Raw genomic sequence first — 12,423 nt, forward strand, 5'->3', positions numbered from 1 at the left:
GCCGGGAGCAGGCCGCCGCGCTCGGCATCGCCGCTCACCATGCGCATGGGCAGGTGCCCAAACACCGCCGCCTGCTGACCGATCTGGAAGGCGCCGGCACGATCGACCGGGCCCTCAGCGCCCTGCCTTCCGACGGTGAACTCGCCGAACGTGCCGGTGAGGGCGCCGGCTTGACCGTTCCCGAGCTCGCTGTGCTGCGCAACCACGTCATCCGGGATCTCCAGAGCCACATCACGGACTCCACGATCCCCGCTGCGCCGTGGGCGCCGGAGCTTCTGGAGCGTTACTTCCCGCGGCGACTGCGGGAAGTCGTACCGGTGGCGAAGCACCCCTTCCGTGACTCCATCATCGGCCTGATGCTGGCGAATGAGGTCGTCAACAAGCTCGGCTCGGCATTCGTTCACACGATGGCCGCGGACACCGGACGATCCGCGATCGACGTGCTCGGCGCCTATGTCTCCGTCAAACAGGCGTACGCCGTACCGGAACTGTGGGATGCCGCCGAGGCGGCCGTCGATCCGTCGTCGCAGGTCGGCGCCGCCGTCGTCGCCGCCGCCATCAGCCGTCTCTTCTCCCGGACCGTCCGGTGGCTGCTGGAGAACAACCTGCGCGGTTTCGACACCCTGGCCACGCCCCACCGGGAGACGATCAGAGAGCTGACGGCGGAACTGGGCTCGCTGAGTTCGGCCGACCGTAACGAGCGGCGCCGGCAGGCGGCGGAGAGACTTCAGGACCTGGGGCTGAAGCCGGGATTCGCGCGGCGGATCGCGATGCTTCCGGAGACCGGCAGCATGCTCGAGATCGCCGGTCTCGCCCGTGCGGTCGAGCTGCCGGCCACCGAGGTGGCCCGGGCCTATTTCGGTTTGGCGGATCGCCTGGGCGTGGGGTCGCTCGTTACCCGGATCCTGGATACGCCCGTCCCGGATCCGTCCCGTGACCGGGCGCGGACCTCGGTGGCCAACGGTTTCCAGGACGCGCTGATGGCGTTGACCGACGGGGTGATCGCGCCGCTGTCGGAGGAGGCTCGCAGGACCCCCGTCCCGGAGCGGCTGAGACGCTGGGAGGGCGCCCACGGCGAGACCGTGGCGCGGGTCCGCGACTACGCGGTGGACGACGACCACCACGAGACCGACCTGGCCCGTATCACCACTCTCCTCCGTCAGGTGCGCACCCTCGTCCGGTCCGGACCGCTGTCCGCCGACCCGCCGTGAAGAATGGATCATCAGTACCGTGACCATCGAGACCATCCGATCCGATTCGACTCCCGCCCCGCAGGAGGCGCCCCGGTGGCAGGCCCGCAACTCCGCCGCGTTCTGGGCCGCCACGGGCCGCGCCCGTGGCCACCGGGTGATCCGGCGCCGGAGCTATCTCGCCGTCGCCGGCGATGAGCGTGCCGGGCTGCGCATCCTGATCCAGGAGCCCGGCCTCGGTCCCGAGGAGGTCGCCGAGATCACCGGGCTGGTCCGCGAGGCCGCCGGACCGGTCGACGCCGAGGACCCGTTCAGCGCCACCGACCTGGACCATCTCGGGCTGCGCTCGTGGCGGATGCCGGTGATGCTCCGCCTGCCCGGCGCGGTCGGTGAGCCGGCGGCCGACGTGGCCCGGGTCCGCGACTCCGGTGACCTGTGGGCGGCCGAACGCGCGGTGATCACGGCGTTCGGGCTCACCCGCTTCGAGCCGCACCGGCCCGGTGAGCTGTTCCCGCTGGCGCTGCTCGACGAGCCGGGCGTGGACGTGTTCGTGGCGCGCATCGACGGGGTGGTCGCCGGCGCGTGCGTCAGCGTCGTCCACGACGGCTACGGCAGCCACTACTGGGTGGCCACGCCGTCCGCCTTCCGGTCCCGGGGTGTGGGCCGGGCCGTCATGCTCGGCTCCCTCGGCCCGCTGGCGCACCTGCCCGTCACGCTCACCGCGTCCCAGCTGGGCCGGCCCCTGTACGAGTCGCTCGGCTTCACCGCCACGACGCCCTCGACCTGGTGGGCCTCACGATAGGCCGTCACGTGTTCGGCATGGACGTGTCAGAAACCCGAAATCCGGTTATGTAAGCGTGATCGGGAATGGTCGGCCAAACACGGTGAGGTGTGATCATGCGGGTCGTACCGGTCATTGACGAACACGAGGACCATCTGGGGAGCCACGCCCGGATCATGGCGCACGCCATGGCGGGGGCGTCGGTGATCCGCCTGGTCGGCGACATCGACCTGGAGGTGGCCGCCGCGCTGCGCACCACCCTCGACACCGCGCTCACCGCGTCGCCGTGGGCCATCGTCGACCTGCGGCAGGTCGGGGCCGTCGACTCGGTCGGGCTGGGCGTGCTGATCGCCGCCCGGCACGCGGCCCGCCGGCAGGGCGGTGACGTGCTGTTGGCGGCGGCGCCACCGTTCTTCCTGGCGGTGCTGCGGGCGGCCCGTCTCGGCGCGGTGTTCAGCACGTTCGCCACCGTGCCGCAGGCGATCACGTGGGCGCTCAGCCCGCGTGCTGTACCTGACGCTCGGTGACCGGGTCCGCGGGCCGGTCCATCTGAGCCAGGGTGGCGGCCGGTCCGGGGCCGGCGCCGGACGCCACGTGCTCGCTGCGCCGGGGCGCCACGAGATGGCGAAGACGCCGGCCAGGTGCATGGTGTGCAGCACGGTCAGCACGAACCGGGACACGCCGACCCGGCACGGGGCGGCGTCCCGCTGCCGGGCGGCGCGCTGCGCGCGCGGCTCTGCTGGACGGGCGCCGGGGTGGGCGCCTAGGGTCGGCGGGTGGACGAGCCGGAGACCCGTCGTGCCGTCGGGGCGGCCGAGGCGGTCGCGGCGGCGCTCGGGCTGGTGGTCGAGGACGTGACGGTTCTCCAGGAGTCGAACCGGGTCACGGTGCGGCTGTCGCCGTGCGACGTGCTGGCCAGGGTGGGCCGGGTGGCGCCGGCGGCTGCCCGGTTCGAGCTCGAGGTCGCGGGGCGGCTGGCCGCGGCGGGGAGTCCGGTGGCGGCTCCCGAGCCGCGCGTGCCGGCGGGTGTCCACGAACATGACGGCCATGCGGTCACGCTCTGGGCCTACCACGAGCCGCTGGGCCGGGTGATGCCCCGGCCGACTACGCCGCGGCGCTCCGGCGGCTGCATGCGGGCATGCGAACCCTCGACGTTCCGGTGCCGCACGTCACGTGGCGGGTGGACCAGGCCCAGCGGCTCGTGGCCGACCGTCGCCGTGCGCCGGATCTCGCCGACGGGGACCGGGACTTCCTCGGCGACCTGTTGCGGCGTCTGCGCCGGGCGGTCGCCGGCGGCAGGGCGCCCGAGCAGGTTCTGCACGGCGAGCCGCATCCGGGCAACGTGCTGGCGACCAGCGACGGGCCGCTCTTCATCGACCTGGAGACGTGCTGCCGGGGGCCGGTCGCGTTCGATGTCGCGCATGCCCCCGAGGAGGTCGGCGACCACTATCCGGGTGTCGACCGGGACCTGCTGCGCGACTGCCGGGCGCTCACCCTGGCGATCGCCACCGCGTGGCGCTGGGACCGCCACGACCGGCTCCCGGACGGCCGCCGGCTCGCCGCCGAGTGGCTCGACCGCTTGCGAGTGGGCAACGGCTCGTGAGCACGACGGCTTCTTGTCGTTCCACCGGTTCGGCGGGGCTTGGTGCCCTTATCGTGGTGGCTCGGCCGTTGAGGGGCCTGGCCGGTGACCAGCATGAGTCCCACGTCGTCGTGACGGACAGCAGTCTGCCGGTTCCGGGGCTGACGGGGCTGGGGTTCGGTGCGCGCTCTGGTGAGCCGCTGGTCGCGCGCAGGCTCCGAAACCCCCGCCGCACCCGGGCCGGACTTCTGCTCATCGTGTCAGCCGCGGGACCGGCTCAGCCACCACCCCCGTCGCCGGGTGAGGACCCGGTGACGGCCTGCGTCTCCCGTCCGATCATCTCCGACAACGGCACACCATCGCCATTGGCGAGGATAACGCCGATCCAGTCGCTGTTCGGGTAGATACTCCAGTTCGCGCAGACACCGGGGTTGCCACCGGCGCGCTGGATCGCCCACTGGCCTCCGACGATGTCGGCCGAAGGTCCGTACGTGCCGAACGACGCCGGGCCCAACGGAACCTTGGCAGCGGTGAGTACATCGGCCCAGGGCCGGTCCAGCAGTGTGCCGTCGCCCAGCGCGCGCGCGAAGCGGACCAGATCCGGTGCGGTGGCGAAGCCACCGTCCCCGATGGCATCGATGAAGGCGCGACCCGGATTCCGGCCCAGGATGTAGTCGGCCGGGCTGCCCTTGTCGAGGTTGCGCACGGCGTCGACCTGGCTTCCGTCGGCCAGGGTCATGTACGGGTGTGCGATGTGCGTGTCGGTGAGCCATTGAGGCCTGGTGTAGAACGCCGAGCCGGTCATGCCTGCTCGCCGGAAGATGTTCTCCTCGACGTAGTCCCAGTACGTCTTGCCGCTCACGGCCTCCACGATCAGCGCTGGGATCGCAGCCTCAGCCCCGGCGTGAGACGTGTTGGGAAGGCCAGGGGTGCCCACCAACTTCGATCGCCGCGCCCACCGCTCCTGGTACTCGTGGACCTCCTCCTTACTCCGAAAGATCCGGTGGATGTCCTCCTCCGGCGTGTTCATCCCCGAGGTGCCGGAGAGCATCTGGTGGATCGTCACCTGCTCGGCGATGTCATCGTCGAACCCCTCCAAGTGCTGGCTCACGGTGTCTGTCAGCTTGAGCCTGCCCTGCTGGGCCAGCTGCAGGATGGCGATCGCGTTGAACGGCTTACCCGCCGAGCTGAGCGTGAACGCGATGCCCTCGTGGTTGCGGATCCCGCGGTCTCTGTCGGCCATGCCGTAACTGCGGGACAGCACCGTGCGGCCTCGGTGTGACAGCATCACCACGCCGGAGAACCTGCCCGTGGCGGCCAGTTGCGCCACGTACCGGTCATAGGCCCCGCCGGGCCGGGTGTCCGGCGGGATCCGGTGGGGTACGGCCGAGTCGGCGTTGCCGATCCCGGCGTTCATCAGGGGCACCCCGGCCGCCACTGTGCCGGCGGTGGCCAGCCCGCCCCATCTGAACAGTCTCCGTCGGCCGATGCCACGTGCCGAATCCACCATGATCACGATGCCTTTCCCGTCGAGGAAGCCGGCGCTGACGGGGATACGCCAATGCCTGTACGTCCATGGAAGACGAACCACCGTTGCGGTGGCGTATGCGTTGTCTTTACGTCTGCGATACACATCCCATGAGATCGTCGGTCGACGTGTGCCAGTCCTCTTGCGTACCTGATCGCCGTCGGTCGGCCATCCTTCACGGGGCGCTCAGCAAAGATCGACTACTCGGCGTACGCGGCGCATGTACCGGGGTTTTCGCCATGCCTGCGCACACTTCCGTTGATACGCACATCTGCCGGGATCGGCCGGCATCCATGGTCGGCCGACTCTGGGGCTTCGCCCGGTCGCGGTAAGGGCACGTCACCTGATCGGGGCCCGACGACGCCTTTCGGCCCGGCGCGCGGTCGGATCCCTCAAGATTACCGTGCAATTCATTGACGTAGGGCGACCGCATGGAGGTCGAAGACGCATGCTGTTCCGTCTGAACGGTCGCAAGGCGATTGCCTTTGCCGCCGTGCCGATATTCGCCGCCCCGAATTTCGCTGATGCTGAATCCCGCATGTCCGCTGAAACCTCGCTGAACGTCGTCGCCGGTCGGCCTGTGAAAGCCGCCTCCGTACCGTCGCCGGCGATCAAATCGGATAAACCGAAGCGCCACCGGCCAAGCTGGATATGGAACCTGTTCGGGTTCGGGTACGTTCAGGGCGATTGCTCATCATGGTTGCGCGCCGGGGAGGTGGCTCCGCCGATGACCGTCCGGCGATATGAGGAGATCTCGCTCTGCTTCAAAGGATTCACATCAACCGACAAGCCGCGGTTGCAGGTCTTCGGACCCGGCGGCGAGCGGGTTCAGCGCCCCATGAAGGCGACCATGGCGGTCGACGGCGGCTTGCAGTGGTTCTGGTACAGCGAGGACGCAGGAGAGGTCTTCAGGCGTCCCGGCGTCTACCGTTTCACGGTGACCGCCGCGCACACCGTCGGCACGTCCGGTTCGATCGTGGTGAAGCCGGCCACGGAATCCGGCGTCTACTTCTCGTTCGATGATCCGATCCGCCCAGGTGAGGCCGTGACCGGCACGGCGGTCGGGCGCAAGCCCGGCTCCCTGGTGCTCGCTAGTCTCTACGGTGACGAGCGCGACGGCAAGCCTCACCCGAAGCTGCGACTCCTGAAGGATCTGGAGCCGGTGAAGGCCGACAGCAACGGCGAAGGCGTCATCCGCTGGGTAGCCACCAAGGATCTCAAATCCGGTACATACGTGATGTTGGTGGAGCCGTTCGTCTCAGGGGGGCACGAGTGCGACCTGTCGTGCACCGTATTCGAAGTCAAGAGCCGAAACTGAAGATAGCGCGCCGGTCCGGGGCCGCACCGCCGGTACCGCACGGCGGCATGGCGGCCCTGGATTGGACCGTGAAGTACACGGCACCACTGCTCGGCGTGTTCGGAGCTCTTCTGTTCGGCGCGTTACGCCTCGCGTACGTCTTCTTCTATCTTCAACTCCACGCCACTCCGCAGGAAGTCGGCTACGGCTACCTCGAAATCCTCGGCGGTCAGCTGCCCGGCACCGCCGAGCTCACGTTGCTGCTCACCGTGGTGATGGTCGTGGCCTGCCTCAGCATCGGCGCTCTGCGTCACGCGATCGCCGGCCGCTGGCGGGCCATGGTGTCACTGCCAGGGCGCAAGGCGTTGCTGCGCCTGACCGGCAGGTGCGCATCGGCGTCGCTTGCGGTGGTCCTGGCCTGTCTACCGATGCTCGCCTGGACCTTCGGTACCGAGGCCAAGCGCGGCTACGCGGTCCGCAACATCTACCTCAAGATCGCCGGCCGATTGCCGGTCCTCGCGGTTCAAGCAGTACCGGCCGACGTGACCTGGACCAAGCCGCGACCACCGGGAGAACCGGACCTGGCAAGCCGTCGCTGCCTTCTGTACCTCGGCCAGGCCGCGGGCACCACGGTGTTCTACGACGTAGCGTCCGAGGACAGCCTCCGCATCCCCACCGCCGAGATCCTGCTGACCATCCCCATGGCGGAGGGCGTGCGATCGGAATGCTTCGCCGCGACCTGAGCCTCCCGGCCCACGTAGGTCTCCTCGCTTCGGGCTCCTGACGTGGGGCTCCGGTGCCAGCGACAATCCGACCAGCGGGCCAGCCATGACCGCCGAATCATGACCGTTGAAAGGCTGATGACCCTAGCCCAGCGGAATCCGAGCCACAGTTACCGTGTCCTCGAAGTAATTTCGCTCGAGGACAAGACCCCGGTCCGGCCGATATAGCCACAACAACGGCATTGTCGCCATGATTTCCGATATCCGAGCAGACGCCTCTGCCGCACTCAGCAACACACTCGGAAGCGCAAGGGACGACCACATGATCACCACGTCGCCTCCCTCGCGTAGGTAGTCCCCGATCGCCCGCTCGTCGTCCCGCCCGGCGCGGATCACGAACGCGGACGGAACCGAGGCCCACGTGATCGAGCTGTCACCGTTCTGCGGAAATCGCTGAAGACTTGCCCGATCGGACTGCTGATGTTCGTCAAAGTCCAAGAGGCGCACCCCTGAGCGTCCCACCCACATCAGCAACCGCGAGTCATCGGCCGGTGCCCGAACGACCTTGACCATCGATCTCGGCAACCGGTCGACACTGCTGCCGTAGCCATCACTCATATTCGGCCACCCTGGTCGCGTCTACTGACGGCCGGCAATCTATGAATAGCCGAGGGGGAGACGCGGCCAGGCACCGACCGGAGCACGCTCGTGCCGAGATGAGGACATGCGATCATGCCGCGGTTCAGTACGTCCGGCGAACTTGCCACCACCGTCACCGATCCTTCGTGTGGTACAGCTTTCGCGCCCGGCTTACGTCAAGCGGCATGCCCTCGTCCAGGGACAAGAAGTGGTCAAGCTGCCATGCTTGCGTGTTGATGGCCTGGCGGCTCGTCGTGGCGGCCCAGGGTGGATACACGCGAAATCCACGCTTTCCGCCCGACTGGTTCTTCGAAACGATGCCGCGTTCGCAGAGCGTCTCCAGTGGAAGTACGAATTGGCCGAATCGCCGGGTGTCCCGGGTGCTGATCACTACCAGATCGACAGCATCGGCAGCGTCGAGAGGCCGAATCGGACCACTCGCTGACCTCACCCACAGTGTGACGAACTGCCCGACTTTCGTCGGTGTTGTTTTGGCCGTACGGAATCTGACGGACAAGCCGTTCACGAAAAACGAATGCGCACCGTAGTCAGCGCTCTCCGGCTCGGGCGAAGGGCGAGAGCAGACGAAGCCACCGACGTCGTACACCAGCGCTTTCGCGGCGCGAAGATCGTCGTGCACAGGATCGGTACCGATCCAAGGATCGGTCAACACGGAACAGCCATCTCTGTCACGGCCCGCACCGATGTGTACTCATGGCCGAAGAGTAGCTTCACGCGCGCCGAACACCCTCTCTGCCGCAGAGAACGTGCGCTGGGTCCCGTCGCTGCCCGCAACCGGGGCGCCGGCCGGCACGCATCGTGGTCCTCCTGGATGGCGCGGCGCCCTCGTCCGCGGCAACGCCGGGTGGAGCCGAAGGTTGAACGGCAAGCTCATGAGCGGGGGATGGCGATTTCCCGCAGGGGGTCGCCGCCGTCGATGAACAGGCGGGCGTCGGGGGTGGTGGCGTCGGCGAGGCGCTGGAGGATCCGCCGGCCGAGTTCGGGGTGGCGTCCGTCGAGGCCGCCGACCCGGATGGCGAACACCAGGTCGTACGGCTTCTCGCCGGGCTCCAGGGTGAAGTCCTCCGCCGCGACCCGGCGGACGCTCATGCGGCCGACCGGGACGGCCGCGGCTCGGGTGATCGCGGCCGCGGATCGGTCGATGGCCAGGATGTGACCGGTGGTGAGGCGGGCCGCCACGGCGCGGGCCGCCGCGCCGGGCCCGCATCCGATCTCCAGCACCCGGGAGGACGGCCGGAGGGGCAGAGCGTTCACGACGGCGAGAATGCGGGGTGACACCGGGGCCGGCATGAACGAGACGATAACGCGGAGCCGGACGGTCAGGCGATCTGGCGCATCAGGGTCGTCATGTCGGGGGAGACCCACTCCTCGGCGATCCGGTCGCCGGTGACGCGATAGATGTCGATGCTGGTGAAGGTGACCCGGCGGTTCGTGGGTGGCACGTCCTGGAAGGTGCCGGTGTGGGTGCCGGTGAAACGCAGGCGCACCGCGACCCGGTCGCCGGCGGCGAAGATGTCCTCGATGGTGTGGCGCAGGTCGGGGAAGCCGTCGCGCATCGCCTGGACGCCGGCCCGCCACACGTCCCGGCCGTGCAGGGGGTCGGGCAGTCCGGGCAGGTTGACGATGAAGTCGTCGGTGAGATGCCCGGCGCAGGCGTCGAGGTCGCCGCGCTGCAGACTCTCGAAGGCCGCGCGGACGACGGCGAGGGGCACTGACATGGTGGTCACTCCTCCGGACGTTGGCAATACGACTGCACCGTATCGGTTCCGGGAGGCTGATTGCAATACAACTGCACTGCCAAAGCGGCGGCCGTCACTCCTTGGCGGTGAGGAGCAGGAGTCGCTCCCGGGCGCGGGCGGCGTCCGGATGCTCGAGCGCGTCGAGGAGCCGCTGGGCGCGGGCGGCCGCCTCGACCGCGTCCGCGATCCGGCCCATCGCCTCCAGGGTGTCGGTGAGATGCAGCAGGGTATCGGCCTCGAAGTACCGGTCGTCCGCGCCGGCGTAGATCTCCACCGCCCGCCGGTAACAGCGCACGGCCTGCTCGTGGTCGCCGAGATGGTGGTGGGCCCATCCGAGACTGTCGGCCGCCGACGCCATCGCGCGGGCATCGCCGAGTTCCGCGGCCAGGTCGGCGGCCCGGGTGCAGAACTCCAGGGTGCGGTGGTACGCGCCGAGTTCGGCGTGGTACCAGCCGATCGAGTTGAGCGCGTTCGCCTGCCCGTACCGGTGATCTCCGGCCTGGAAGGCGGCGTAGGCGGTCCGCGCGTGCCCCAGGGCCCGCTCGTGGTCGCCGGTCTGCGCGGTGAGCTGGGCGAGCGTCATGCCGGTGTGGCCGAGGGCGATGTGGTCGCCGATCCGCCGGTTGAGGTCCAGCGCCGCGGTCAGGTGTTCGAGGGCCTCGGCCGGGCGGGCCTCACGGGCGGCGGCCAGCCCGATCAGGCGGTGCGCGCGGGCCTGGGCGGCGTGGTCCCCGAGCCGGGTCGCCGCCGCCAGGGCCTGTCGCTGGGTGGTGGCCATGTCGTGGTATCGGCGGCGCAGGTCGAGGAACCGGGCGAGCGCCCACGCCAGGTCGGCGACGCGGCGGTCCAGGCCGGCGGCCGCGGCGGTGTGGAAGATCTCCAGCAGCACGGCCTGTTCGGCGGAGAACCACGCGACCGCCGTGGCGCGGTCGTCGATCCGCTCCGGGCGTACCCCCGCCAGGTGTCGATCGGGATTCATCGGATCGCCGTGCGGGATCAGCGCCTCGGCGGCGGCGCACGCGGTGTGCAGGTAGTGGTCGGTGGCGCGGGCGACGGCGGCCCGGCGCTGCGGCTCCGGCTCCTGCTGCCGGGCAGTCTCCGCGGCGTAGGTGCGCAGCAGGTCGTGCATGCTGAACCGGCCCGGCAGGTGCTCGTCGGCGAATCCGGCGCGGACCAGCTCGGCCAGGCCCGCGTGGGCGTCGGCGGGCTCGATCGCGGCGAGGCTCGCGGCGGCGGCGACGGTGATGTCCGGTCCCGGATGCAGGCCGAGCAGCCGGACCAGTCGTTTCGTGTCGTCGGACAGCACCCGGTAGGACGCCGAGAACACCGCCCGGACGTCGCTGGCGAGGTCCCCGACGGTCAGCGAGTCCAGCTCACCGGCCGCCAGGCCGGTGGCCAGCGCGCCCAGGGTCAGGTCCGGGTCGGCGGCGGCCCGCGCCGCGACGATCGACAGGGCCAGCGGCAACCCGGCGCACCGCCCCACGATCCGGTCGATCGCCGCCGGTTCCGCGTCGAGCCGGGCGTGGCCGATCCGCGCGGCCAGCAGCTCCCGGGAACCGGCCGGCCCGAACGGGGCGAGCGCCAGCAGCCGGGCGCCGTCGGTGGCGGCCAGGCCGGTGAGTCGGTCACGGCTGGTCACCAGGGCCATGCTGCCGGCCGAGCCGGGCAGCAGCGGGCGCACCTGGGCGGCGTCGCGGGCGTTGTCGAGCAGCACCAGCACCCGCCGCGAGGCGAGGATGCTGCGGTAGAGGCCGGCCTGGGCGTCGACGGTGTACGGCACCCGCTGCGCGGGCACACCGAGACCGTCGAGCAGGGTCCGCAGCGCCTCGGACGGCGTCACCGGTGCGGCGACCGGGTCGAAGCCCTTCAGGTTGACGTAGAGCTGCCCGTCCGGGAACCGGGTCCGGGCCCGATGCGCCCAGTGCACGGCCAGGGCGGTCTTGCCGACCCCGGCGATGCCGCCGACGGCGGTGACCACCACGGGTACGGCGACCGCGTCCACCGCCGGTGCGAGATCGTCGAGGCGGCGCAGGTCGTCGTCGCGCCCGGCCAGGTGGGGCAGCGGCGCCGGCAGTTGGGCCGGCACCGGCGCGGGCCGTGCCGCCGGCGCCGCGGCGGGGGCGGGGCCGTGCAGCGCGGGGTCGTCGGTGAGGATCGCCTTCTCCAGGCGGCGCAGCTCCTCGGACGGTTCCAGCCCGTCCTGCTCGGCGAACAGCCGCCGGGCCTGCCGGAAGTGGGCGAGCGCGTCGGAACGCCGGCCGGCCCGGTGCAGGGCCAGCATGTACAGGCCGCGCAGCCGCTCGTCGAACGGGTGCGCCTCGATCAGGGCGGCCAGCTCGTCCAGGACCGCGGTGTGCCGGCCGATCCGGATGTCGGCGTCGATGCGGTCGGCCAGCACGGCGATCCGCCGCCGCCGCAGCCGCTCCCGGTCGGCGTCCAGGGCCGCGGCCGGCACGTCCTCGAACGGCCGGCCGGAGAACAGCGCGACCGCCTCGTGCAGCAGGGCCGCGGCCTGGCGGTGGTCGCCGGTGGCGAGCAGGTCGCGTCCCCGGTCGGCGAGGCCGGTGAACCGCAGCAGGTCGAGTTCGCCGGCGCCGACCCGCAGGAGATAACCCGGCGACCGGTACGCCAGCCGGTCGTCGCCGGCGCCCGCCTCGGCCAGCACCCGCCGCAGCTGGGAGATGCGGACCTGCAGGGTGGAGCGGGCGTTGCGCGGCTGCCGGGACGCCCACAGCACCGCGGCCAGCCGGTCCGTGCCGACCACCCGGTTGGCGTGCAGCAGCAGGGTCGCGAGCAGAGCCGTGCGCTGACGGCCGCCGATCGGGACCGCGACGCCGCCGACGGTGACCTGCACCGGGCCGAGCAGGCGGAACTCGACAGCCATAGTTGATCAGTTTACATACGTCTCAATGTCAACATCCATT

The 12,423-nt window shown here is 70.4% G+C and carries 11 protein-coding genes and 1 pseudogene; 6 read left to right on the top strand and 6 right to left on the bottom strand.

Annotated elements, in window-relative coordinates; all coding sequences use genetic code 11:
- From Aut01nite_RS32005 to Aut01nite_RS32020, 4 genes and pseudogenes are all read left to right on the top strand, one after another.
- Positions 1-1,211 (top strand): annotated as a pseudogene (locus tag Aut01nite_RS32005) (NAD-glutamate dehydrogenase domain-containing protein); the annotation flags it as partial.
- Between the two features lie 19 nt (positions 1,212-1,230).
- The gene (locus Aut01nite_RS32010) at positions 1,231-1,992 is read left to right on the top strand and encodes a GNAT family N-acetyltransferase (protein WP_052163630.1); all 762 of its coding nucleotides are present in this window, start codon (positions 1,231-1,233) and stop codon (positions 1,990-1,992) included.
- 95 nt (positions 1,993-2,087) lie between these two features.
- Positions 2,088-2,498, top strand: coding sequence for an STAS domain-containing protein (locus Aut01nite_RS32015; protein WP_152628658.1), 411 nt, complete (start codon positions 2,088-2,090; stop codon positions 2,496-2,498).
- Between the two features lie 611 nt (positions 2,499-3,109).
- Positions 3,110-3,574 carry a phosphotransferase family protein gene (locus Aut01nite_RS32020; protein WP_201775502.1) on the top strand — a complete coding sequence of 155 codons (465 nt, stop codon included), beginning with the start codon at positions 3,110-3,112 and terminating at the stop codon, positions 3,572-3,574.
- A 256-nt stretch (positions 3,575-3,830) separates the two neighbouring features.
- On the opposite strand, the gene Aut01nite_RS32025 is transcribed toward Aut01nite_RS32020, so the two are convergent.
- On the bottom strand, positions 3,831-4,991 hold the full coding sequence (locus Aut01nite_RS32025; protein WP_236642664.1) for a serine hydrolase domain-containing protein: 1,161 nt from the start codon (positions 4,989-4,991) through the stop codon (positions 3,831-3,833).
- A 538-nt stretch (positions 4,992-5,529) separates the two neighbouring features.
- Between Aut01nite_RS32025 and Aut01nite_RS32030 the strand changes: the two genes are divergently transcribed.
- Positions 5,530-6,399, top strand: coding sequence for a hypothetical protein (locus Aut01nite_RS32030; RefSeq protein WP_152628657.1), 870 nt, complete (start codon positions 5,530-5,532; stop codon positions 6,397-6,399).
- Complete coding sequence (locus tag Aut01nite_RS32035; RefSeq protein ID WP_152628656.1) at positions 6,354-7,121, top strand: hypothetical protein; 768 nt, start codon at positions 6,354-6,356, stop codon at positions 7,119-7,121. The genes Aut01nite_RS32030 and Aut01nite_RS32035 overlap by 46 nt, the downstream gene beginning before the upstream one ends.
- A 123-nt stretch (positions 7,122-7,244) precedes the next feature.
- On the opposite strand, the gene Aut01nite_RS32040 is transcribed toward Aut01nite_RS32035, so the two are convergent.
- The 5 genes from Aut01nite_RS32040 to Aut01nite_RS32060 all read right to left on the bottom strand — a co-directional run bounded on the left by Aut01nite_RS32040 (position 7,245) and on the right by Aut01nite_RS32060 (position 12,383).
- On the bottom strand, positions 7,245-7,718 hold the full coding sequence (locus tag Aut01nite_RS32040) for a hypothetical protein (protein WP_043524542.1): 474 nt from the start codon (positions 7,716-7,718) through the stop codon (positions 7,245-7,247).
- Positions 7,719-7,872: 154 nt separating this feature from the next.
- Positions 7,873-8,412 (bottom strand): MepB family protein, encoded by a 540-nt coding sequence (locus tag Aut01nite_RS32045; RefSeq protein WP_043524541.1) that lies wholly within the window; start codon positions 8,410-8,412, stop codon positions 7,873-7,875.
- Positions 8,413-8,630: 218 nt separating this feature from the next.
- Positions 8,631-9,050: a methyltransferase gene (locus Aut01nite_RS32050; RefSeq protein WP_043524540.1), complete on the bottom strand. Its 420-nt coding sequence runs from the start codon at positions 9,048-9,050 to the stop codon at positions 8,631-8,633.
- 29 nt (positions 9,051-9,079) lie between these two features.
- The gene (locus Aut01nite_RS32055) at positions 9,080-9,478 is read right to left on the bottom strand and encodes an ester cyclase (RefSeq protein WP_043524597.1); all 399 of its coding nucleotides are present in this window, start codon (positions 9,476-9,478) and stop codon (positions 9,080-9,082) included.
- 94 nt (positions 9,479-9,572) lie between these two features.
- Positions 9,573-12,383 carry an AfsR/SARP family transcriptional regulator gene (locus tag Aut01nite_RS32060; RefSeq protein WP_043524539.1) on the bottom strand — a complete coding sequence of 937 codons (2,811 nt, stop codon included), beginning with the start codon at positions 12,381-12,383 and terminating at the stop codon, positions 9,573-9,575.
- Positions 12,384-12,423 lie beyond the last annotated feature (40 nt).

Origin of the sequence: Actinoplanes utahensis, from assembly GCF_016862455.1 — a bacterium.
Taxonomy (GTDB): Bacteria; Actinomycetota; Actinomycetes; order Mycobacteriales; family Micromonosporaceae; genus Actinoplanes; species Actinoplanes utahensis.